Origin of the sequence: Stenotrophomonas sp. NRRL B-14846 (assembly GCF_050473585.1) — a bacterium.
Taxonomy (GTDB): domain Bacteria; phylum Pseudomonadota; class Gammaproteobacteria; order Xanthomonadales; family Xanthomonadaceae; genus Stenotrophomonas.
The window spans coordinates 3879225-3902530 of record NZ_JBFLUN010000022.1 but is presented as its reverse complement, the minus strand read 5'-3'; the positions used below and the strand labels follow the sequence as shown (position 1 = coordinate 3902530).

Sequence of the window (23306 nt, the reverse complement as noted above, 5' to 3'; positions counted from 1 at the left end):
CATGCCGCACCTCGCGGCAGACGCAATCCCTTCGACAGTGAATACTGCAGACCCGCGCAAGCGATTCCCTCGCTCTGCGCGGGTTCGCACGCGTGCCGAATATTCAACGGTCTTCAACGGCGCCCGCCGTGTGTCCGATCCGCTGATGACCCTGCACTGGCTGCCGGCTGACCGGCCGGCCAGGCTGGGTCTGGCGGTTTCCCGCAAGGTTGATCCGAACGCCGTTGGGCGTAACCGGATCAAGCGCGTCCTGCGCGACATCCTGCGTCAGACACGCACCGACATCCAGCCAGGCGACTTCGTCGTCGTGGCTCGTAGTGCTGCGCGTTCCGCCAGCAACGACGAGATCCGCCAGGCCTTCCTGCGCCTGCTGCGTCGCCTGCGTGCATTGCCCGCGCCGGGCGTGGACGGCACAATGCCGCCGCCTGATGGCATCGCAACTCCTTCTTTGACCGAGCCGGCATCGCGTCCCGGCCCCGCCGAGCCTGTCCGCTGATGAACCAGACCCGCGTATTCCTCATTTTTGCCTGGCTGATGGTGGCCGTGCTGCTGTGGATGGAGTGGAGCCGTGAAAAGGCTGCTCCGACCCCGGCACCGACGACCACGTCGGCCCCGGCTGCTGCACAGAGTGTTCCGGGCGCGACCCCGGGCAGCATCCCCAGCGCGCAGGTCCCGGGTGCCCCGGGCCAGGCCGCTGTGCAGGCCCAGGCCAGTGCCACCCCGGCCAGCCAGCGCGTGACCGTCACCACCGACGTGCTGCGCCTGGTACTGGACGGCGGCCGCGTGCTCGATGCCGAACTGCTGCAGTTCCCGCAGACCAAGGACGAAGGCAGCCCGCCGGTACGCCTGCTGACCGAAGACCCCGCGCATCCGTACAGCGCGATCAGTGGCTGGGCCAGCGAAGACAAGAACACCCCGGTTCCCGGCGCTGACGGCTTCAAGCTGGTCGGTGACACCCGCGACTTCGTGCTGGCCAAGGGCCAGAACGAACTGCAGATCCCGTTCGTGTGGACCGCCGACAACGGCGTGACCATCAAGCGCACCCTGACCGTCTCGCGCAACGAGTACGCCGTGCGCTTCAAGGACGAAGTCAGCAATGCCGGTGCCGCACCGTGGAACGGCTACGTCTACCGCACCCTGGACCGCACCCCGACCATCCTGTCGCGGAGCATGACCAACCCGGATTCGTTCAGCTTCAACGGCGCCACCTGGTACGACAACGACAAGAAGTACCAGCGTCGTGCGTTCAAGGACTACCTGGACGACGGCACGCTGAACCAGAACATCACCGGCGGCTGGCTGGCGATGCTGCAGCACCACTTCTTCACCGCCTGGATCCCGCAGAAGGACCAGACCGCGCACTACGTGCTGTCGCAGGTAGCCGGTCGTGACCTGATCGAAGCGCGTGGCCCGGCCTTCACCGTGGCCCCGGGCCAGTCCACCAGCACCGAGGCCCGCCTGTGGGTCGGCCCGAAGCTGGTGAACCTGATTGCCAAGGAAGACGTGCCGGGCCTGGACCGCGTGGTCGACTACAGCCGCTTCTCGATGATGGCGGTGATCGGCCAGGGACTGTTCTGGGTGCTGAACCAGGTGCACAAGCTGGTCGGCAACTGGGGCTGGGCGATCGTCGGCCTGGTGGTGCTGCTGAAGCTGGTGCTGTACCCGCTGTCGGCGACCCAGTACAAGAGCGGCGCCAAGATGCGTCGCTTCCAGCCGCGCATCGCGCAGCTGAAGGAACGCTATGGCGACGACCGCCAGAAGTTCCAGACCGCGATGATGGAGCTGTACAAGAAGGAAAAGATCAATCCGATGGGCGGCTGCCTGCCGATCCTCATCCAGATGCCGATCTTCTTCGCCCTGTACTGGGTGCTGGTGGAATCGGTCGAACTGCGCCAGGCGCCCTGGTTCGGCTGGATCCAGGACCTGACCGCACGCGACCCGTACTTCATCCTGCCGGTGATCAACGTGGCGGTGATGTGGTTCACCCAGAAGCTGACCCCGGCACCGGGCATGGACCCGATGCAGCAGAAGATGATGCAGTTCATGCCGCTGGTGTTCGGCGTCATGATGGCCTTCATGCCGTCCGGCCTGGTGCTGTACTGGGTGGTCAACGGCGGCCTGGGCCTGCTGCAGCAGTGGTGGATGACCAAGCGCCATGGCGGCGATCCGGTCCCGGCCACCACCGCGCCGGCCCCGGTCAAGAAGAAGTAACGGGTAGAGCCGGCCGCTGGCCGGCTGGCCTCAGCAGAAGCCCGCCGCAAGGCGGGCTTTTTGCATCCGGCGTTAGAATCGCCGGCACACTGTTCCTGCATCCATCGAGTCCGCCATGCCGCGTGCGTCGTCGTTCCGCCTGTTCCTGCCCTCGTTGTTGTTGACCCTGGTCGTTGCCGGCTGTGGCGACAAGGACGCGAAGGCACCGGTAACCGGCGTGACCCAGCCCAGCGCGCAGGCCGCGGCGGCGGCCGATCCGGCCGCTGCACCGTTGCTGGCGGCGCTGCAGAAACAGCTCGACGGCTACCGCCGGATCATCGTGCTGCTGGCCGACGAGGAACAGCAGTCGGCCGCCGACCGCGGCACCTCCACGCGTGTGGGCCAGCAGCTGTTCCACGATGGCCTGGAACAGCGCACGGCCATCGCCGCGCAGTTCGACACCCTGCTGCGCGGTTCCAGTCCGCAGCGCTTCGCCACCCTCGGCACCGTGCTGGACTACATCGAGTCTGCGCCGGAACTGTTCGATGCCGATCGCCTGGCCTTCCGCGAAGTGCTGCGTGATCTGCATGAGCGGGTCGGCACCGATTCCTCGCTGCCGGCGGTGAAGCTGCACCAGCGCATCGGCGAGGACCTGGAGGCGCTCGACGAGATCGAGCGCAACTACAACCAGGAACTGACCCGCATCTTCAGCCGCTTCGAGCGCACCCGTGCCATCGAACTGAAGCGCGAGAAGTGGGATGACTACATCGCCCACCTGCACAAGGACTACAGCCGCGAAGCGATCCTGCGCGACTATGGCGTGATCGAGCCGTACCCGATGTCGATGAAGGACAGCGACCGCGAGATCTTCGGCCGCGACCTGCCGGCCAAGACCGTGGTGCTGACCTTCGACGATGGCCCGCACAAGGCCTATACCGATGAAGTGGTGGCCATCCTCAAGCGCTACGACGTGCCGGGCGTGTTCTTCGAGGTCGGCCGCAACCTGGGCAAGGTCGAGGCGGACGGGAAGGTCAGCCTCGGCCCGATGGCGAAGATCAGCCGCAACCTGATGGAAGAGGGCTATGCGGTCGGCAACCACAGCCTCACCCACGCCCAGCTGTCGCGCACCACCGGCGACGCGCTGCGCCAGCAGGTGCTCGACACCGACATGCTGCTGAAGGATGTCGACAGCAAGCGCGCGCCCCTGTTCCGCTTCCCGTACGGCGCGCGCAATGCCGAAGGCCTGCAGCTGCTCAACGAAGCCGGGCTGAAGTCGATCATGTGGAACATCGACTCGATGGACTGGGCCGACCCGGTGCCGGAGTCGATCGTGCAACGCGTACTCGACCAGGTGAACAAGGAACAGCGCGGCATCATCCTGTTCCACGACATCCACGATCGTGCGGTGAAGGCGCTGCCGCAGATCCTCGACCGGTTGATCGCCGATGGCTATCAGTTCGCCGGCTGGAACGGCCGCGACTTCACCGTTGCCCGTGCGCGCAAGGGTGATGCCGGTGCCGCCACGGTCACCACCGGCTACGAGAAGTCCTGGGCGATCGTGGTCGGCATCGACAACTATGCCAAGTGGCCGAAGCTGGAATACGCCAGCCATGACGCACAGGCGGTGGCCGATACCCTGACCGGGCAGTTCGGCTTCCCGTCCTCGCAGGTGATCGTGCTGAAGAACGAGCAGGCGACCCGCAACAACATCCTGGCCGCCTTCCACGACCGCCTGGCCGATGACCGCACCGGCAAGAACGACCGTGTGTTCGTGTTCTTCGCCGGCCATGGCGCGACCCGCCAGCTCGCCTCCGGGCGCGACCTCGGCTACATCATTCCGGTCGATTCGGACCCGAAGGAATTCGCTACCGACGCCATCGCGATGACCGACATCCAGAACATCGCCGAGAGCATGCAGGCCAAGCATGTGATGTTCGTGATGGATGCCTGCTACAGCGGCCTGGGCCTGACCCGTGGCGGCCCCTCGTCGTCGTCGTTCCTGCGCGAGAACGCGCGTCGCAGCGCGCGGCAGATGCTGACCGCCGGTGGTGCCGACCAGCAGGTGGCCGATGTCGGCCCCAATGGCCATTCGGTGTTCACCTGGGTGCTGCTGCAGGCGTTGGCCGGCAAGGGCGACCTCAACGGCGATGGCCTGATCACCGGTACCGAACTGGCCGCCTACGTGGCACCGGCAGTTTCGGCGGTCTCGCACCAGACCCCGGCCTTCGGCAGCCTGCCCGGTTCGCAGGGCGGCGAGTTCGTGTTCCAGGTGCCGGACAGCCAGGAATTCCTCAACGCCGATACGCGCCAGCTGACCGCCGATGCGATCGCGCTGAACAACAAGGTGGATGCGGCCAGCGAGGCCAAGGGCAGCCAGGCGCCGGTGACCGTGGCCGACCTGCAGGGTGGCAAGGCCAAGCTGGTGGTGCCCACCGCCGGCCCGGCATCCGACCGCCAGCGCGCGCAGCAGGCCAACGACCGCGGCCTGCAGCTGTACCGCGAGAAGCAGTACGACGAGGCGGCCGCGCAGTTCGCCGAAGCGCTGAAGCTGCGCCCCGATTTCGCCCAGGCCGCGAACAACCTCGGCTTCGTCTACTACCGCCAGCAGCGCTATGCCGAAGCCGCGCGCTGGCTGGAGAACACACTGAAGATCGACCCGTCGCGCGCGGTGGCCCATCTGAACCTGGGCGATGCCTACTTCAACGCGGGCGACAAGGCCAAGGCCAAGCAGGCCTACACCACCTACCTGGCGCTGCAGCCGCAGGGCAGCGGTGCGGCCCAGGCGCGCGCGCAGCTGGAGAAGCTCTGAGCGATGGACGATACCTTTCGCACTGACACCATCGTAGCCATCGCCAGCGCACCCGGTGCAGGCGGCGTCGGCCTGCTGCGCCTGTCCGGCCCGCGCGCTGCGGCCATCGCCAACGCATTGGGTGCGCCTGCGCTGCGCCCGCGCCACGCGCATTACGCACGCCTGCGCGATGCCGACGGCGAGGTCATTGATGACGGCATCGTGCTGTGGTTCCCGGCGCCGAACAGCTTCACCGGCGAAGAAGTGGTGGAACTGCAGGGACATGGCAGCCCGGTGCTGCTGCAGCAACTGGTCGCGCGCTGCATCGCGCTCGGCGCACGCCAGGCGCGACCGGGTGAATTCAGTGAACGGGCGTTCCTCAACGGAAAGCTCGACCTGGCCCAGGCCGAGGCCATCGCCGACCTGATTGCCGCCGGCGACAACCGTGCCGCACGTGCCGCACGCCGTTCGCTGGATGGTGTGTTCTCGCGCCGCATCGACGCCGTGGTCGAGCAGCTGGTGCTGCTGCGCATCCATGTGGAAGCGGCCATCGACTTCGCCGACGAACCGCTGGATACCCTCGGTGGAGCGCAGGTGCGGCATGGGCTGGAGCAGGCGCGCGGCGATCTTGCCCTGCTGCGACGGGACGCCGAGCGCGGCCGCCGCCTGCGCGATGGCCTGCATGCGGTGCTGATCGGTCCGCCGAATGCCGGCAAGAGTTCATTGCTCAATGCGCTGGCCGGCAGCGAGCGCGCCATCGTCACCGACATCGCCGGCACCACCCGCGACACGCTGCGCGAGACCATCCGCCTGGATGGCCTGGAGCTGACCCTGGTCGACACAGCAGGCCTGCGCGACGGCGGCGACGCCATCGAACGCGAAGGCATGCGCCGCGCCCACGTAGAAATCGAACGCACCGACCTGGCGCTGATCGTGCTGGATGCGCGCGATCCGGCGGCCGGTGAAGTGGCGCTGGGCGATGCCGTGGCGGCCGTGCCGCACAAGGTCTACATCCACAACAAGTCGGATCTGCTCGCTGTGCTGCCGCTGCTGGACGATCCGGATCGGGTGTTCGTTTCGGCCGCCACCGGTGCCGGGCTCGAAGATCTGCACGCGCGCCTGCGCAGCATCGCTTCGGCCGGGGCGGGGGAGCAGGTGGATGGCGAGTTCTCTGCGCGCACGCGGCATGTGGACGCAATCGAGCGGGCGCAGGAACACGCGCAACGCGCCGATGCCGAACTGGCCCACGAACACCTGGAGCTGGCCGCCGAGGAACTGCGGCTGGCTCACGATGCGCTGGGTGAGATCACCGGGCAGATGAGTGCCGATGACCTGCTGGGACGGATCTTCTCCAGCTTCTGCATCGGGAAGTAAGGCCGCGTTCCTGTAGCGCCGAGCCCGCGCTCGGCTGAGAGGCGCCGGGGTCAGATCCCCGAAGGGGCTCTGCCCCCTCGCTGTTTCAACCCGGGCCGCGACGCCTCCTTGATATCATCCCGCCATGAACCCGATCACCGACAGTGACGTGCGATCAGCGCTGCTGAGGAAGGTCATCGCAGAGCATGTCGCCAATCCGAACACGCTTGTCGTGGAGGAGATGGGGCTTGCTCGCGGCGCCTGCCGGGTCGATGTCTGTGTCATCAATGGCCACCTGCACGGCTACGAGATCAAGAGTGATGTCGACACGTTGCGCAGACTGCCATTGCAGCAGCAGTTCTATTCCGACGTGCTCGACAAGGCGACGATCGTGGTGGGCCAGCGCCATCTGGATCATGCGCTGGAGACACTGCCTGCATGGTGGGGGGTCAGGCTGGCCTCACGTGGTGCGCGCAATGCCGTCAGGATGGAACTGCTGCGGCCTGCCAGGCTCAACCCCTCGGTAAGGGCCACCGCCGTGGCGGCACTGCTGTGGCGCGATGAGCTGAAAGCCCTGATCAGCAGTAGGACCGCTGAAAAATCAGCGCTGCGCGGAAACCGTGCAGCGCTGTGCGAGCGCCTGGGTGAGCTTTACAGTCTTGCGGAAATCCGTGCGCTGGTCAGGGAACAGATGAAGCGCCGGCCAGATTGGCGAGGTCGCGAACAACCTTAGTCAGGTGATGGTTGGTGGCCACGGTCGGCCAGGTGGAACTTCCGCCGGTACTGCTGACATTGTTGGCACAGTCCTCGATGTACTCATCCCCCCAGCTGTAGCCGCGTCCCATGAACACCACCGGTGGTTCAGAGACTAGGTGGTTGCACAGATCGCGGTACTGGTCGCGACCATTGCGCTTGATCTGGGTGCCGACCACGATCCGCCATTGGTCATCGATCGTGTACTTGATCTTGGCATTGGGGTCGAACAGGCGTGGATCCATCAGCTCGGTCTGTGGGGAAGCGCAGCCGTAGTCGCCAAACCACGGCATCCGATCTGGACGACTACCGGCAAGTCGGGTGTACGCGCGCCATTCCCGGCGGTTCACATCGCCATGCGGGCGATAGTTCGACGAGGGGCTCAGGCTGGCAGGGAAACTACCGCCCGCGATGGTGATTGATCGCCAGTCGGCCAGATCCGGAACGACTGCGATCCAGGCCTGCCACGTGGTTGACTGCAGCGTGGGCGAGTCGGCGACATCGGCCGAGCTGTCCAGGATCAGGTCCACCTGGCCTGGCGCAAGGCCCAGCAGTTTCAACAATGCCGGGATTCGGGCCAGACCCCTGCCTTCAAGATCATCCGGTACCAGCCGCAATCCGCAGCCGCGATCATCGCGGGCAATAATGCGGGCCACTGCCTGCTGGTAGTCGGCATGCCGGTCAATGCCGGTTACGGGAACAGCCTGGCAACCGGCTGTGCGCGTGAGGTCGAAGACCCGCTCAAGATGGTGCTGCCCGTCCGCCATGGTGTCGTCGCCGGCAAGATAGGGCGAGTCGAACAGGCAGCGTCGTGCTTTCCAGTTCTTGGCCAGGCGATTGCCGACGTTTTTCAGATGCTCGTCGAGTGACTTCGCAGGCGCATCGTTCTCGAAGTCCCACTGCTCGATGGGAATCTCGAACAGGGGATGGATCCAGTCCTTGATGCCTTCGCTGGCACGGCCCACTGCAAGATACTCGCCCTGTCGCCATTTCAGGATCGGCATGTACATCGGCTTTTCCATGATCTGCCTCCGACAACGTCACTGTTGGTCACCCGAGGCTAGTTGCGCACCACTTCGCGCATCAATCGGAATAGTTGAAGAATGACGGCGCCGGGGTCGGAGCCCCTGCGGGGATCCGACCCCAGGTCCCCCACCTGTCACATTGCCGCCTCATACTGACGCCCATCACATACCGCTTGGGGAAGTCGCAGTGAAGTCGTGGGGTTGTGCGTTGCTGTTGTCGCTGGCCGTGGCACCATCGGTGGCCATGAGTGCTGAATCCTCCACCCCGGCCGCACCCAAGGTGTCGGTCTACGGCCATCGCGGGGCAAGCGCACTGCTGCCCGAGCACACCCTGGCCTCGTATGCGCAGGCCATCGCCGATGGCGCCGACTACATCGAACCGGACCTGGTCATGACCAAGGACGGGGTGATGGTGGCCCGCCACGAGAACGAGATCGGTGGCACCACCGACGTCGCCTCGCATCCGGAGTTCGCCAGCCGCCGCACCAGCAAAGTGATCGATGGGCAGAAGGTCGACGGCTGGTTCACCGAAGACTTCACCCTGGCCGAGCTGAAGACCCTGTACGCACGTGAGCGCTTGCCGGAACTGCGCAGCACCGCCTACGACGGCCAGTTCCGCATCGCCAGCCTGGACGAGATCCTGGCCTTCCTGGTGCAACAGGCCGGGCGCGCCAACCGCGGCATCGGCCTGGTGCCGGAGATCAAGCACCCAACCTACTTCCAGTCCATCGGCCTGCCGATGGAGGACAAGCTGCTGGCCGCGCTGCGTGGCAACGCGTATACGAACGTCGGCCCGGTCACCATCCAGTCGTTCGAGACCGCCAACCTGCGCTACCTGCACGGCAAGATTGGCCGGGGCAGCAATATCCGCCTGCTGCAGCTGCTGTGGAAGGGCGATACCCAGCCGGCCGACATCGCCAAGGCCGGCGGCACGCTGACCTACGCACAGATGATGACCCCGGCCGGCCTGAAGGACATCGCCGGCTACGCCGATGGCATCGGCCCCGAGCTGCGCTCGATCATTCCGCTGGATGCCAAGGGCGCGCTGGGCACGCCGACCTCGCTGGTACGTGATGCGCACGCGGCCGGCCTGATGGTGATTCCGTACACCTTCCGCCCGGAGAATCACTTCCAGCCCAGCAACCTGCGCAAGGGTGCCGACGCCGCACGCAACGCGGAAGGCTCGATCGCCGAGATGCGCGCCTACCTTGGGACCGGCATCGATGCCTTCTTCACCGATGATCCTGCGCTCGGCCGGCAGGCGGTGGACGGGATGGGCGCGGCGGGGAACTGATTCTCCCGGTAGTGCCGGCCGCTGGCCGGCAACCCGGAGATTCCCACCGAAGGTTCACGAGGTTGCCGGCCAGCGGCCGGCACTACCATCGCTCAGCCGCGCGGCTCGTTCGGGCGGCGGAACGGGATCACCACGTAGTCCTGGCCCTCGCGCGGCTGCCACAGCACCGGCACGCGCTGCGGTGACGGCGGCTCCAGCTCGTCATCGGCCAGCGGCTCGGTCTCGTCTTCTTCGTCTTCCCAGCTGTAGCGCTGGCGCGGCGGCAGCGGATCGGCGTTGCGGAACAGCAGCGCGGCGATGATGCCGGCGAAGGCGCCGCCCATGTGCGACTGCCAGGACACGCCGTCGGCGTGCGGCAATACGGTCATCAGCATGCCGCCGTAGAACAGCATGCCGATCAGGCCGGTCGCGATCGCCGCGCGGTCTCGGCGCAGCAGGCCCAGGCTGGCCAGCAGGAACATCAGGCCATGGGTCACGCCACTGGCGCCCAGATGCACGCTGCCCGGATTGCCCAGCATCCACGCACCGAGGCCCGAACCCAGCCACAGCAGGGGCAGGGCGCGCACGGTGGCTTTCGGATACACGCTGCCGGCGAGGGTGCCAAGGATCAGGATTGCGATGCTGTTGGCGGCGATGTGCTCGACCGAGGCATGCAGCATCGGGCCGCCGATCAGGCCGAGCAGGCCCTTGGCCTCCAGCGGCGCGACCGCCCACGGTCGCCAGTCGAACGTGCCCTGCAGGGCGAACACGGCCACCAGCACCAGCACGGCGGCCAGGCTGACATTGAACGCCCGCAGGATGCGCGAGCGGTCATTGCGGGGGGCCGGCACGTCGCCGGCGGGCAGGGGCGCGTTGTTGTCCATACCTCAGCAATGGCGGTGGCTGGCGCGAAACCAAGGCCACCGCAGCGGGAGAGTGGGGTGCGGCCGGCGGGACAATCCCACCGGCCGCGCCGTTCAGCCGGTCAGGTTCAGGCCTGGCCTTCGCCTTCCTTCGGCGGGTACTTCAGGCTCAGCACCACGGTGGCGGCGATGATCACGGCGACCACGCCCAGCGAGACCGGGGTCGGGATCTTGAACAGGTCGATGATCATCATCTTGATGCCGATGAAGCCCAGTACCAGCGCCAGGCCGTACGGCAGCAGGTGGAAGCGGTCGGCCATGCCGGCCAGCAGGAAGAACATCGCACGCAGGCCCAGCACCGCGAACACGTTGGAGGTGAGCACGATGAACGGGTCGGTGGTGATCGCGAAGATCGCCGGGATGCTGTCCACGGCGAAGATCACGTCGGTGACCGCGATCAGGATCAGCACCGCGAACAGCGGGGTGAACCAGCGCACGCCATCGCGCTTCACGCTCAACGCGTTGCCGGCGTAGTCCGGCAGCAGGCGCAGGTGCTTGCGCATCCAGCGCAGGGCCGGGTTGGTCTCCAGGTCCGGCTCCTGGCCGGCGGCAAACCACATCTTCCAGCCGGTGAACAGCAGGAAGGCACCGAACACGTAGAGCAGCCAATGGAACTGGCTGATCAGCACGCTACCGGCGAAGATCATGATCGTACGCAGCACGATCGCACCCAGGATGCCGATGATCAGCACCTTCTGGCGCTGCTCCTCCGGCACCGCGAAGTAGCTCATGATCATCAGGAAGACAAAGATGTTGTCGACCGCCAGCGCCTTCTCGACCAGGTAGCCGGTCAGGAACTCGAGGCCGACCTTGTTGGCCACGACCTGGCCGGCGGTCTCATTCAGGTAGTACCAGAGGCCCGCATTGAACAGCAGGGCCAGCGCGACCCAGCCGATGGACCACCACAGGGCCTCCTTGAAGGTGACCTTGTGCGGTCCACCATGGCGCATCAACACGAGGTCGACCAGCAGGGCGATGACCACCACCGCTGCGAAGCCGCCCCACAACCACACGTTACCGATCGTCTGCATTGGGAATGTCCGTTGGAAAGATGAATGCCAGGCCGGACGGCGAGGATCTGCAACGGAGGATCGGGAGGGGATCCAGGGACAGAGCTTCGCCAGTACGGCGAAGGTCTCGCTCGCAGTTCCAGTCGGCTGGAACTGCCGTTGCACCGGAGCCTGCGGGCTCGAAATGACGGCGACAACGTCTGGGAGCTACTCCCCTTCTGGCGCCGATTCTGCGGCCTGGCCGGGCTGCCGTCAAATGCCGGGTGGCCGGGGTCCCCGCTCTGGTAGATGCCAACCTTGGTTGGCATGCAGGCCGGGGCCAGAGCCCCTGCGGGGATCTGACCCCGGCGCCCGGTTTACAATAGGTGGATGAATACCCCCCTTCCGATTGTCCGCCTCAAGAACGCGTGGCGTTCCAGCCACCCGTGGATCTTCCAGAAACTGGTCGAGAAGCCGACCGTCCGGCCCAAGCCCGGTTCCATCGTCGACGTGGTCGGCATTGATGGCGAGTTCATTGGCCGCGGGTTCTACAACGGGCATTCGCGCATTGCCGTGCGCATCCTCGAGACCGACCAGAACGTGCCGGTGGATGCCGGCTGGTTCTCGCGCAAGATCGCCCAGGCGGTGTCGCTGCGCCGTGAGGTGCTCAAACTCGATGCGGTGTCCGACGCCTGGCGCGTTGTGCACAGCGAAGGCGATGGCCTGTCCGGCCTGGTGGTCGACCGCTACGGCGACCTGGTGGTGGTCGAGTTCTTCGCCGCCGGCATGTTCCGCCACCGTGAGTGGATCTACGACGCCCTGCGCGAGCAGTTCCCGGGCTGCCGCTTCCACAGCTTCGCCGACGAGCACGTGCAGAAGCAGGAAAGCTTCGACTTCCACGGCAACACCACCACCGAAGCGTCGGTGATCACCGAGTACGGCATCAAGTTCCGCGCCGACCCGGCCGGTGCGCACAAGACCGGCTTCTTCGCCGACCAGCGCGAGAACCGCGAGTGGCTGAGCCAGCAGGTGGAAGGCAAGAGCGTGCTGGACCTGTGCTGCAACACCGGCGGTTTTGCGGTGTATGCGGCCGCGCGCGGCGCCTCGGAAGTGGTCGGCATCGACATCGATGAAGACGTCATCCAGATCGCCAAGGGCAATTCGCGCCTGAACAACGTGCGCCCGAAGTTCGTCCAGTCCGACATCTTCCCGTGGCTGCGCGATGCGGCCAATCGTGGCGAGCAGTACGACGTGGTGATCCTGGACCCGGCGAAGATGACCCGTGACCGCGACCAGGTCATCACTGCGCTGAAGAAGTACCTGGACATGAACAAGCTGGCGCTGGGCGTGGTGAAGCCGGGCGGCCTGTTCGCCACGTTCTCCTGCACCGGCCTGGTGGCCGAGGACCAGTTCCTCGACATGCTGCGCCGCGCGGCCTATTTCTCCGGCCGCACGATCCAGATCCTGAAGGTAGCCGGCGCCGGTCCGGACCATCCGTTCATGGCCCACGTGCAGGAATCGCGTTACCTGAAGGCCGTGTTCTGCCGCGTGGTGGACTGACCGCGGGACGATGTAGAGCCGAGCCGCGCCACCTGATCAATGGGGCGCCATTCTTGCGAACGCATCGCAATGCGCGGGAAGCTGGCCGCCGGGCAGTGAACATGATTCACGCCCGGCGGATCTGCGTGGAAGCCTCGCGATTCGCCGGGCGCGGCCCGGCGCTACCCAATGCGTGGCCACGGCGCTATGGTCGGGCTCTTCCCATTCGCGGTGAGAGCCCATGCCTTCGTTGCGCCACCTGTCTGTCATGCTTGCCCTGGTGCTGTGCGCGCCGCTGTCCGTCCACGCCGTTGAGTTCAGCGCGCAGGAGCTGGCCCGTGCCAAGGCGCTGCAACAGCGCCTGGTCACCCTCGACAGCCATCTGGATACGCCGGCCAACTTCGGTCGCAGCGGCTTCGACATTGAGCAGCGCCACGACCGCAACGCGCTTTCGCAGGTGGACTACCCGCGCATGGTCGAAGGTGCGCTCGATGGCGGCTTCTGGGCGATCTACACCGATCAGGGCGATCGCAGCGCAGCGGCCCACCTGGCCGAGCGTGACCATGGCCTGCAGCGACTGATGGAAATCCGCGAGATGCTGGCGGCCAATCCCGAGCGCTTCGCGCTGGCGCTGACCGCCGATGACGCGGCGCGGATCAAGGGCGCCGGCAAGCGCGTGGTCTACATCAGCATGGAAAACGCCAGCCCGCTGGTGGAAGACCCGAGCCTGCTTTCGTTCTACCACCGCGCCGGCCTGCGCCTGCTCAGCACCGTGCACTTCGCCAACAACGAGTTCGCCGATTCGGCTACCGATCCGAAGGGTGCCGAGTGGAAGGGGCTGAGCCCGGCCGGCAAGGAGCTGGTGCGGCAAGCAGTGAAGCTGGGCATCGTGATCGACCAGTCGCATGCCTCGGACGCGGTGTTCGACGACCTGCTGGCGATGATGCCGGTGCCCTTCGTGCTGTCGCACAGCTCGGCCAAGGCCGTGTACGACCACCCGCGCAATCTGGATGACGCGCGCCTGCGCAAGCTGGCCAGGGCCGGTGGCGTGATCCAGGTGAACGCGTATGGCGGCTACCTGATCGACACCGCGAAGACGCCCGAGCGCAAGCAGGCAGAAGAAGCGCTGAGCAGGCAGCTGGGCGGCTGGGAAGGGATGGGCATCGAGCAGGGCGTGGCCCTGCTGAAAGCCGAACAGGCACTGGACCATGAGCACCCGGTGCGGCATGCCGACCTGGACGACTTCTTCGCCCACTTCGAGCACATCCTCAAGGTGGTCGGCCCCGAGCACGTGGGTATCGGCCTGGACTGGGATGGTGGCGGCGGCCTGAGTGACCTGCCCGATGTCAGCCAGCTGCCGAAGATCACCGCCTGGCTGCTGCGCAAGGGCTATACCGAGAAGCAGATTGCCGGCATCTGGGGCGGCAACCTGCTGCGGGTGATGCGCCAGGCGCAGGATTACGCGGCAAAACAGGGCGGTTGACCGCCCTGCGGTAGTGCCGGCCGCTGGCCGGCATTGCCCGTATCAACAGGATCCGAGGTGCCGGCCAGCGGCCGGCATTACCGCTGATCCGGTTACTTCGCGATCAGTGCGTGGCGGCGGCTGTACAGGAAGTACAGCACCAGGCCGACCACGTTCCACAGCAGGAAGTACAGCTGCGTGCTGTGCGGCAGGCTGAGGAACAGGTAGATGCAGCCCAGCGCGGCCAGCGGGCCGACCACGAAAGCAGCCGGCGTACGGAAGCTGCGCTCGCGGTTCGGTTCGCGCAGGCGCAGTACCACCAGGCAGACGCCCACTGCAGTGAACGCGGCCAGGGTACCGGCGTTGGCCAGTGCCGCGATCTCGTCCAGGCGTGCCACGCCGGCCAGCGCCGACACCACGACCGCAGTGAACAGCGTGGTCGCCACCGGCGTGCCGGTACGCGCGTTGACCTTGGACAGGCCACGCGGCAGCAGGCCATCGCGGCTCATCACGAAGAAAATGCGGCTCTGGCCGTACAGGAAGGCCAGCAGCACGGTCGGCAGCGCGATGATCGCGATCACGCCGATCACCATTGCCGCGGTCGGATGGCCGAGCTGGCGCATGATCAGCGCCAGCGGCTCGGCGCTGTGGCCGAACACTGCATAGCTCATCGCACCAACGGCCGCGAGCGCGACCAGCACGTAGACGATGGTGCAGCCGATCATCGAGCCGATGATGCCGATCGACAGGTCGCGGCCCGGGTTCTTGGTTTCTTCGGCGGCGGTGGAGATCGCATCGAAGCCGTAGAAGGCGAAGAAGATGATCGCTGCCGCTGCCATTACGCCGTGTTCGACGCCATCAGGGCCCATCGACTTGGCAAAGCCATACGGCATGAACGGCTGCAGGTTGGCGCTGTCGAAGGCGGGCAGGGCCACAGCCACGAAGATGGCCAGCGCGATCAGCTTGAACACCACCAGGATGGCGTTGAGGGTGGCGCTTTCCTTGGTGCCGGCCATCAGCATGCCGGCCACCAGCCAGGTGATGACGATCGCCGGCAGGTTGATCATGCCGCCTTCCACGTGCGGGCCGGCTGCGAGCCAAGCTGGCAGGTGCACGTTCCAGCCGAACTGGGTGTGGACCCATTCGAGGAAGCCGACGAAGTAGCCGGACCAGCCCACCGCCACCGTACTCACCACCAGCGAGTACTCCAGGATCAGGCTCCAGCCCACCACCCAGGCGAACACCTCGCCCAGCGCGCTGTAGCTGTAGGTGTAGGCACTGCCGGCGGCCGGCATCATCGTCGACAGCTCGGCGTAGGACAGCGCCGCGCAGGCGCAGACCGCGCCGGCGATGGCGAAGGAGATCAGCACGGCCGGGCCGGCCAGGTTGGCACCGACGCCGATCAGCGTGTAGATGCCGGTGCCGACGATGGCACCGATGCCCAGTGCGATCAGGTGCGGCCAGCTGAGCGTCGGAATCAGGCGCCTGCCGGCTTCGTGGACGGTGACGGAATCTAGGGACTTGCGCCGGAACAGGGACATGCAGGCCTCGGAAGGGGTGACTAAGAACGACAAGTTCCCGAGTGTGACCGAACGCAGCGCAGCATTACCACTGACGGGGGTCATACGTGGGTCAGATGCGTCACCGGCGCGACTGTACTCCGAGCATTCTGCCGGAATCGGCACAAATTCTGGCAGGATTCGAAATGATTCGATCCCTCAAGGCGAGCCCGGAGTCGATTGAAGTGCGAGAGCAGGGGCCAGATCGATGCTGACCCGCTGCGGATCGACCACCGGCGCCGCACCTTGGGTTCTCAACTGGGCCACCAGCACTTCGAAGCCCTGCGCGCGGCCGAACGCGTGCTCGTCCAGGGTCAACGGCAGCAGCTGCAGGAAGTCGAATCGTCCCGATGGCAGTTGCTGGGGTCCCGGGAAATGCAATGACGGAACGAAGACGGCCGCCTGCAGCATGCTCCCTGCGTGATCCACCGGCCCCCCCAGCTTCAGCCGGTCCCATGGCGCCAACGGATTGCCGGGCATGCGTGAGTGGCACAGCAGCAGGTGGTACGCAGTGAACCAGCGCAAGGTGGTCAGTGCCCAGGTCGCTTCTTCCTGCGTCTCAAGCATCAGTTCGATGCCCAACCCCGAATCGCCATCTTCGTGCCGCCCTTCCCAAGGGTTGGACAGGCCGGAGCTGACATAGATCCAGTGCCTTCGATCACCGTGCGGAGGGCAGGCATTGACGCCGACATGCAGCCAGCGCGGGTCGATCTGCTCCTGCTTGAAGACGTTGCGCAGCAGATCCATGTCGATCGGATAGATGCCCGGCCCGGTATTGCCGAACAACCGCCGGTACAGCGTCTCCTCCCGATACTCCCAGCTGCGCTCCAGCAGGGTGTCGTCGTCCATGGTGCTCACTCGGCCACCTTGCCGGGCCAGCGGCAGCCGTCTTCCTGCCAGGCCTCGACGTCATCGTGGAAGGTGGTGCGACGTCCGTCGCGGGTACGCTCATAGCTCAGGTCCAGCACCAGCGCGCCCTGCGTGCTCAGCAGGTAGCGGCCGTTGAGGCGCCCGCTGATGCGCTCTTCCCAGACGCTGTCGAACTGGTACGGGCGGTCTTCGGCCAGCACGGTGGTCTCCATCGAAACCTGGCGCAGCCGCAGGCGTTCGCGGTGCCCGGCGTAACGAACGTCGGCCTGGCCATCCTCCAGCCACCGCCATTCCAGGTGGATGCTGTCGTTGCGACCGCCGCTCAGGCAACGATGGTCCTGCGCGCTGGCCGCCGACGCGGCGGTGTTGGCCAGAAGCAGCAGGGCGGCCATGGCCGCCGGCCAGGGTTTCATCCGTTCAGCCCCAACCGGATGCCGAACCCCACCAGGAACAGGCCGGCCACGCGGCGCAGCGCGTCGCTGATCCGCGGGTGCTGGATCAGCCGGCGGCGGGCCAGGTTGCCCACGCCGATCAGCATCGAGCAGTAGGCGATGCTGACCACCAGGATGATGCCGGCCAGCGCGGCGAAGGTGGCGATGCCCTGGTGTGCCTTGGGATCGATGAACAACGGCAGGAAGGCCATGTAGAACAGGATCGCCTTCGGGTTGAGCAGGCTGACCAGGATCGCCTGCTGGAAGTAGCGGCCCGGCTGCATGCGGATCGGGCCGGCGTCACCGCCCTCGTGCTTGGGCGTGCGCAGCAGGCTGATGCCGACCCACACCAGGTAGGCCGCACCGAGGTACTGCACCGCGTGGAAGACCAGCGGGTTGGCCTTGAGCAGCGCCGCCACACCCGCCAACGCCAGCCACATCAGGATCTGGTCGCCGACGAGCAGGCCGGCCAGCGCGGTGTAGCCGCCGCGCACGCCACCACGGCCGGTGGCGGTCAGCAGGGTGAAGGTGCCGGGGCCGGGCAGGGCGAGGAACACCAGCACGGCGACCAGAAACGTCCACAGGTCCTGGATGCCCATCCACGGCATGGCGGCGTTCTCTTGTTACGGGGGGCCGCCATTGTCGGCCAGTGCCGCAGTTGGCGACAGGGGGCGGGCAATGCCACCAGGCATGCCAGACAGCAGCGGTTGCAGGTGCTGGCGCAGCTGCGCGTGCAATTGCCGCACGGCCGGCGAGAACTGCTTGCGGTGCGGGCACACCAGCTGCAGCGGAATGCTGCTGCCGACACCGTCGAGCAGCAGCTGCAGGCGCCCGGCCCGCACGTCTTCGCGCAGGTCCAGCCAGGACTTGTAGGTGATGCCTTCGCCGGCCACCGCCCAGCGCCGCACCACATCGGCGTCGTCGCAGACCAGCGGGCCGCGCACGGGAATCACCGTGCGGCGTGCGTCGACCTCGAAGGACCAGCGATCGTAGGCGCGGCCATTGAGTTGATAGACCAGGCAGTCGTGCTCGCGCAGATCCTCCAGGCGCGTGGGCGTGCCACGCCGCTGCAGATAGCCGGGCGAGGCGGCCAGCACGCGCCGGTTGCCTTCCAGCAGCGGCAAAGCCACGTAGTTGGCGTCGTCGAAATGACCGATGCGGATGGCCACGTCGACCGGGTCGCGGAACACGTCGGCGACCTCGTCGGACAGGCGCAGGTGCAGGCGCAGCCGCGGGTGCGCGGCGCGGAACGCGCTCAACCACGGCAGCAGCAGGTTGCGGCCGAAGTCCGACGGCGCCGACAGCTGCAGGGTGCCATGCAGTTCGGCGTCTTCGCCCTGCACGCGGGCCTGGCCCTCGCGCAGGGTCGCCAGTACCTCCTGTGCATAGGGCAGGTACAGCGCGCCTTCGCCAGTCAGGCGCAGGCTGCGGGTGGTGCGCACGAACAGGCGCAGGTCCAGCTCGCGCTCCAGCCGTGCCACCGCTGCAGCCACCTGGCCGGGCAGCAGGTCGGCCTCGCGCGCGGCCTGGGAGAAGCTGCCCAGCGCGGCGGTGCGGACGAACAGCTGCAGGTCGTCGAAGCGGATCATCTTCATTGCCAGAGTGAAAGTGCTGCCCGATTCTGCGCCTTTCTGAGGGGGCGCGCGCGGCGCAACCTGTCGCCTCCTTCCCCACTGGACCGCTGCCATGCGCGCCATTGCCTACACCCACGCCGGCCTGCCGATCGATGATGCCCGGGCCCTGACCGACATCGACCTGGCGCTGCCGCAGCCCGGCCCGCGCGACCTGCGCGTGGCGGTACGCGCGGTGGCCGTGAATCCGGTCGACACCAAGGTCCGCCGCAACATGGCCACCGACGGCCCGCGCGTGCTGGGCTGGGATGCGGTCGGCATCGTCGACGCGGTGGGCAGCGAGGTGACCCTGTTCCAGCCCGGCGATGCGGTCTACTACGCCGGCGTCATCGATCGCCCGGGCAGCAATGCCGAGTACCAGTTGGTGGACGAGCGCAGCGTTGGCCGCAAGCCGGCCAGCCTCGACGATGCCGCCGCCGCCGCACTGCCACTGACCGCGATCACGGCGTGGGAGTTGCTGTTCGACCGCCTGCGCATCCCGGAGGGCGGTGGCGAGGGCCAGACCCTGCTGGTGATTGGTGCTGCGGGTGGCGTTGGTTCGATCCTGGTGCAGCTGGCGCGGAAGCTGACGAAACTGACGGTGATCGGCACCGCCTCGCGTCCGGATACCCAGGACTGGGTGTATGCGATGGGCGCGCATCACGTGATCGACCACAGCCTGCCGCTGGCCGAGGGCCTGGCGCGGTTGGGCATCAGCGAGGTGCAGCACGTGGCCAGCCTGACCCACTCCGACCAGCACTACGCGCAGATCGTGGAACTGCTGGCGCCGCAGGGCCAGCTGGGGCTGATCGATGATCCCGGCCAGGTCGATGTGATGGCGCTCAAGCGCAAGGCGCTGTCCCTGCACTGGGAATCGATGTTCACCCGGCCGCTGTACCGCACCGCCGACATGCAGCGCCAGCATGATCTGTTGAACCGGGTGGCCGAGCTGATCGACACGGGCGTGCTGCAGACCACGCTGGGCGAGCACTTCGGACGCATCGACGCGGCCAACCTGCGGCGCGCCCACGCGCTGCTGGAGAGCCACCGCGCCAAGGGCAAGATCGTGCTGGAAGGCTGGTAAGGCCGGTCATTCCCGCGCCCTTGGGGTCAGATCCCTTTCCCAAAGGAAAAGGGATCTGACCCCTGCCTCAGGCCACGCCGTTGTCGACGTGGGCGGAGAAACCGGGCTGCTGCCGCAGGCGTTCGAACCATGCTGCGAGGTTTGGCAGCGCCGGTTTGGTGCCAGGCGTGCTGCGCCAGCGTTGGGTCGACAGCCCGAGCACGATGTCGGCCAGAGTGAAAGTGTTGCCCGCCACGTGCGAATGGCCACCGGCCAACTGTGTGTCGAGCACGCCCATCAAGCGGTTCCACTGCGCCAGGCTGGCCTCGGCGCGGGCATCGTCCGGGTAGTCCGGATGCTGGCGCACGCGCGCCATGAACACGTGCCGCCAGGCGCTGTTGAGGTCGCTGGCCTGCCAGTCCATCCACTGCTCGACCCGGGCGCGGCCCTGCGCCGTACCGGGCAGCAGGTCGTCACGGCCAGCGCGTACGGCCAGGTAGCGGCAGATGCTGTTGGACTCCCAGAGCACGAAGTCGCCATCGCGCAGGACCGGCACCTGCCGGTTCGGGTTCAACGTGGCCAGCAGGTCCGCCGGCGGTTCTGGCTCGTGGTGAAGTGGCAGGTCGAGGTCGGCGCAGAGCCACAACACCTTGCGCACGTTGATGGAGGTGGGCTTTCCGTAAAGAGCGAGCATGCGGGCTTCCGGGGCGGACCGACCCAGCCTAGCGCAGCGGGGCTAAACTGATCGCATGAATATCGAAGTCCTCATGATCCTGGCAGTGGTCCTGCTGCTGGCGACCCTGGTCACGCTGTTGCTGCTGTGGCGTCGCAGTGCCGGCGGTGCACCGTCCAGCGAACTGCAGCGGCAACTGGACAGCGAGCGCGAACAGCATCGCCTCGCCCTGGTCGATGCCGGCCAGCTGCGCGGCCGCCTCGATGCGCTGGGTGCGGAACTGGAAAACGAACGGGGCCGCAGTCAGCAGCACGCGCAGGCGGTCACTACGCTGACCGCCCGGGTGGAGCGCGAAGCGGCGCTGTCGGCCAGTCGCGAAGCACAGCTGGCTGAACGTGAAGCGGCCCTGGCGCAGGCGCGCGCTGCCGTTGCCGATACCAGCAGCGAACTGCAGCAGGCGCTGCAGCGCTACCAGCAGCTGCACGGTGAACATGCCCGCGCGGTGGCCAATCTGCAGCACTCCGAACGCGCCAGTGCCGAACTGCGCAGCTATCTCGATACGGCCAAGGAAAAGCTGTCCGGCGCCTTTGCCGAACTGGCCGGCAAGGTGTTCGACGAACGTGGACAGCAGTTCGAGAAGAACGTACGGCAGGCGACGGTGCAGTCGCGCGCGGATATCGAGGGGCTGCTCAAGCCGTTCGCCGACAAGCTGGGCGATTTCCGCACCCGCGTCGATACCCTGTATGGCGAGGAAGCACGCCAGCGCGCCAGCCTGCTGGGTGCGGTGGGCGAACTGAAGACGCTCAACCAGGACATGGCCGCGCAGGCATCGGCGCTGACCAATGCGCTGAAGGGCAATGCCAAGGTCCGCGGCGACTGGGGCGAGCTGATGCTCGACAACGTACTGCGCGGATCGGGGCTGGAAGAGGGCGTGCACTACCAGCGGCAGAAGCATGCCGTGGATGACGAAGGTGCGCGCCTGCGCCCGGACGTGGTGGTGCAGTTCCCCGACGAACGCAGCGTGGTGATCGACAGCAAGGTGAACCTGATCGCCTGGCAGGAAGCCATGAATGCCGCCACCCCGGAGCAGTCGGAAGACGCGTTGCGCCGGCACGCGGTTGCGCTGCGCCAGCACGTGAAGGACCTGGGCGAGAAGAACTATCCGAAGGCGTTGGGCAGCGAGACGCTGGACATCACCATCGCCTTCGTTCCCATCGAAGGTGCCTTGTCGGCCGCACTGGGCGCCGACGGCAGCCTGCAGGCGTTCGCCTTCGACAACCGCGTGGTGTTCGCCTCGCCCAACACCCTGATGGCGCTGCTGCGCGTGGCCGAGCGCCTGTGGACGCGCGACAAGGTGCAGAAGCAGGCGCTGAAGATCAGCGAGGCCGGTGGCCTGGTGCTGGACGCATTGACCGGGTTCCTGCAGGACTTCACCGCCATGGGCAAGAAGCTGGACGATGCCGGCAAGGCCTACGCCGATGCGCGCAATCGCCTGATCGATTCGCCGCAGTCGGCCATCAGCCGCGCCCGTCGGCTTGCCGAACTGGGCAGCAAGGCCAAGCGCGCGCTGCCACCGGAGCTGACCCCGGACCCGATGCAGCAGCTGAGCGCGCCAGAGGACGACGAGGACGGCAATGCGGGCTGACACGTCCCGTGCACCTGCGCCTGGTTATGCTGGGCGCCCTGTGTCCGTGGCGGGTACCGACATGCGCTTGCGCTCCTGTGCCGTTCTTGTCCTGGCTGCGTTGCTGGCCGCATGCAGCAGCGCGCCTCCGGTTGCCGACACGACTACGGCCGCTCCCACGCCGGAAGCCAGCGAGGCCTACCGCGAAGCACGTGACGTCGACTGTCAGGCCGCCGGCGGCACCCTGCAGCGGCTCGGCCGCCTGCAGCGCGAGCAGTGCGTGATCCCCTATGCCGACGCCGGTAAGGCCTGCAGCCGCAAGAGCGACTGCACGGGCCAGTGCCTAGCCGGTCCCGAGGTGGCCGCCGGCAGTGCCGCCACCGGTACCTGCCAGCGCGATGTGCGCCAGAACTTCGGGTGCCGCCAACGCATCGACGACGGCAAGGCGCAGGGCACGATCTGCGTGGACTGATCGTAGTGCCGGCCGCTGGCCGGCAACCGCATGAACCCCCGGGAACGATCGCAGCATTGCCGGCCAGCGGCCGGCACTACCGGCATCGCGCGGCGCTATGCTGGTGGGCCATTCCCCGACGTAGCCGGAGCCCCCGCGTGAGCACCCCGATCCAGGACATTTCCCTCACCACCATCGACGGCCAGCCGTCCTCGCTTGCCGACTACCAGGGCAAGGTGCTGCTGCTGGTGAACGTCGCTTCCAAGTGCGGCCTGACCCCGCAGTACGAAGGCCTGCAGGCGCTGTATGCGGAAAAGCATGCGCAGGGCCTGGAAGTGCTGGGCTTCCCCGCCAACAACTTCCTTGGCCAGGAGCCGGGCAGCGAGGCCGAGATCCAGCAGTTCTGCCAGCTCACCTACGATGTCAGTTTCCCGATGTTCTCCAAGATCAGCGTGGCTGGCGAGGACACCCACCCGCTGTACCAGCAGTTGACCGCTGCGCAGCCGCAGTCGATCGGTGAAGGCCCGCTGCGCGAGCGCCTGGCCAGCAAGGAGATCCCGATCCATCCGGCCCCGGCGGTGCTGTGGAACTTCGAGAAGTTCCTGGTCGGCCGCGATGGCAAGGTCGTCGCCCGCTTTGCGCCGGACGTGGCCGCCGATGATGCGCGCCTGCGCGAGGCCATCGAGGCGGCACTGGTGGCCTGATCGGCCGGGGTCGGATCCCTTTCCAC

The 23306-nt window shown here is 66.8% G+C and carries 21 protein-coding genes; 12 read left to right on the top strand and 9 right to left on the bottom strand.

The features are described from left to right. The first annotated feature begins 1 nt into the window (after position 1). The 5 genes from rnpA (at position 2) to AB1281_RS20110 (ending at position 7064) form a co-directional block, all read left to right on the top strand. Positions 2–496 (top strand): ribonuclease P protein component, encoded by a 495-nt coding sequence (gene rnpA, locus AB1281_RS20130; protein ID WP_014039039.1) that lies wholly within the window; start codon positions 2–4, stop codon positions 494–496. Further along, positions 496–2211 (top strand): membrane protein insertase YidC, encoded by a 1716-nt coding sequence (gene yidC / locus AB1281_RS20125; protein ID WP_014039038.1) that lies wholly within the window; start codon positions 496–498, stop codon positions 2209–2211. The genes rnpA and yidC overlap by 1 nt, the downstream gene beginning before the upstream one ends. A gap of 115 nt (positions 2212–2326) precedes the next feature. Continuing rightward, positions 2327–4999: a polysaccharide deacetylase family protein gene (locus tag AB1281_RS20120; protein WP_430346806.1), complete on the top strand. Its 2673-nt coding sequence runs from the start codon at positions 2327–2329 to the stop codon at positions 4997–4999. Between the two features lie 3 nt (positions 5000–5002). Next, entirely contained in the window at positions 5003–6352 is a 1350-nt protein-coding gene (mnmE, locus tag AB1281_RS20115; RefSeq protein WP_430346805.1) for a tRNA uridine-5-carboxymethylaminomethyl(34) synthesis GTPase MnmE, read from the top strand. Positions 6353–6476: 124 nt separating this feature from the next. Next, on the top strand, positions 6477–7064 hold the full coding sequence (locus AB1281_RS20110) for a sce7726 family protein (protein ID WP_430346804.1): 588 nt from the start codon (positions 6477–6479) through the stop codon (positions 7062–7064). Here the strand turns inward: AB1281_RS20110 and AB1281_RS20105 are convergent. Next, the gene (locus AB1281_RS20105; protein WP_430346803.1) at positions 7012–8106 is read right to left on the bottom strand and encodes a beta family protein; all 1095 of its coding nucleotides are present in this window, start codon (positions 8104–8106) and stop codon (positions 7012–7014) included. The genes AB1281_RS20110 and AB1281_RS20105 overlap by 53 nt on opposite strands. A gap of 190 nt (positions 8107–8296) precedes the next feature. Between AB1281_RS20105 and AB1281_RS20100 the strand changes: the two genes are divergently transcribed. Beyond that, positions 8297–9403 carry a glycerophosphodiester phosphodiesterase gene (locus tag AB1281_RS20100; RefSeq protein WP_430346802.1) on the top strand — a complete coding sequence of 369 codons (1107 nt, stop codon included), beginning with the start codon at positions 8297–8299 and terminating at the stop codon, positions 9401–9403. Positions 9404–9495: 92 nt separating this feature from the next. Here AB1281_RS20100 and AB1281_RS20095 read toward each other — a convergent pair whose 3' ends face one another. Further along, positions 9496–10266, bottom strand: a complete 771-nt coding sequence (locus AB1281_RS20095; RefSeq protein WP_430346801.1) for a rhomboid family intramembrane serine protease — start codon at positions 10264–10266, stop codon at positions 9496–9498. A gap of 107 nt (positions 10267–10373) precedes the next feature. Continuing rightward, entirely contained in the window at positions 10374–11336 is a 963-nt protein-coding gene (locus AB1281_RS20090) for a TerC family protein (protein ID WP_010487446.1), read from the bottom strand. Positions 11337–11684: 348 nt separating this feature from the next. Between AB1281_RS20090 and AB1281_RS20085 the strand changes: the two genes are divergently transcribed. Together AB1281_RS20085 and AB1281_RS20080 are read left to right on the top strand one after the other, a co-directional pair. Continuing rightward, on the top strand, positions 11685–12854 hold the full coding sequence (locus AB1281_RS20085; protein WP_010487449.1) for a class I SAM-dependent rRNA methyltransferase: 1170 nt from the start codon (positions 11685–11687) through the stop codon (positions 12852–12854). Positions 12855–13074: 220 nt separating this feature from the next. Next, entirely contained in the window at positions 13075–14316 is a 1242-nt protein-coding gene (locus tag AB1281_RS20080; protein WP_430346800.1) for a dipeptidase, read from the top strand. A 92-nt stretch (positions 14317–14408) separates the two neighbouring features. Here AB1281_RS20080 and AB1281_RS20075 read toward each other — a convergent pair whose 3' ends face one another. From AB1281_RS20075 to AB1281_RS20055, 5 genes are all read right to left on the bottom strand, one after another. After that, positions 14409–15836, bottom strand: coding sequence for an amino acid permease (locus AB1281_RS20075; protein ID WP_049446828.1), 1428 nt, complete (start codon positions 15834–15836; stop codon positions 14409–14411). A gap of 177 nt (positions 15837–16013) precedes the next feature. Beyond that, complete coding sequence (locus AB1281_RS20070) at positions 16014–16703, bottom strand: suppressor of fused domain protein (protein ID WP_430346799.1); 690 nt, start codon at positions 16701–16703, stop codon at positions 16014–16016. A gap of 5 nt (positions 16704–16708) precedes the next feature. Further along, positions 16709–17137: a hypothetical protein gene (locus AB1281_RS20065; protein ID WP_014039030.1), complete on the bottom strand. Its 429-nt coding sequence runs from the start codon at positions 17135–17137 to the stop codon at positions 16709–16711. Next, entirely contained in the window at positions 17134–17763 is a 630-nt protein-coding gene (gene leuE, locus AB1281_RS20060; protein ID WP_005411716.1) for a leucine efflux protein LeuE, read from the bottom strand. The genes AB1281_RS20065 and leuE overlap by 4 nt, the downstream gene beginning before the upstream one ends. 15 nt (positions 17764–17778) lie before the next feature. Next, on the bottom strand, positions 17779–18750 hold the full coding sequence (locus AB1281_RS20055) for a LysR substrate-binding domain-containing protein (RefSeq protein WP_430346798.1): 972 nt from the start codon (positions 18748–18750) through the stop codon (positions 17779–17781). Between the two features lie 91 nt (positions 18751–18841). Between AB1281_RS20055 and AB1281_RS20050 the strand changes: the two genes are divergently transcribed. After that, the gene (locus AB1281_RS20050; RefSeq protein WP_430346797.1) at positions 18842–19849 is read left to right on the top strand and encodes a zinc-binding alcohol dehydrogenase family protein; all 1008 of its coding nucleotides are present in this window, start codon (positions 18842–18844) and stop codon (positions 19847–19849) included. Positions 19850–19916: 67 nt separating this feature from the next. Here AB1281_RS20050 and AB1281_RS20045 read toward each other — a convergent pair whose 3' ends face one another. After that, positions 19917–20522 carry a glutathione S-transferase family protein gene (locus AB1281_RS20045; RefSeq protein ID WP_430346796.1) on the bottom strand — a complete coding sequence of 202 codons (606 nt, stop codon included), beginning with the start codon at positions 20520–20522 and terminating at the stop codon, positions 19917–19919. Positions 20523–20577: 55 nt separating this feature from the next. Between AB1281_RS20045 and rmuC the strand changes: the two genes are divergently transcribed. From rmuC to AB1281_RS20030, 3 genes are all read left to right on the top strand, one after another. Then, positions 20578–22146: a DNA recombination protein RmuC gene (gene rmuC / locus AB1281_RS20040; protein ID WP_430346795.1), complete on the top strand. Its 1569-nt coding sequence runs from the start codon at positions 20578–20580 to the stop codon at positions 22144–22146. Between the two features lie 61 nt (positions 22147–22207). Then, on the top strand, positions 22208–22597 hold the full coding sequence (locus AB1281_RS20035; RefSeq protein WP_430346794.1) for a hypothetical protein: 390 nt from the start codon (positions 22208–22210) through the stop codon (positions 22595–22597). A 137-nt stretch (positions 22598–22734) separates the two neighbouring features. After that, positions 22735–23280 (top strand): glutathione peroxidase, encoded by a 546-nt coding sequence (locus AB1281_RS20030; protein WP_430346793.1) that lies wholly within the window; start codon positions 22735–22737, stop codon positions 23278–23280. Positions 23281–23306: the final 26 nt, after the last annotated feature.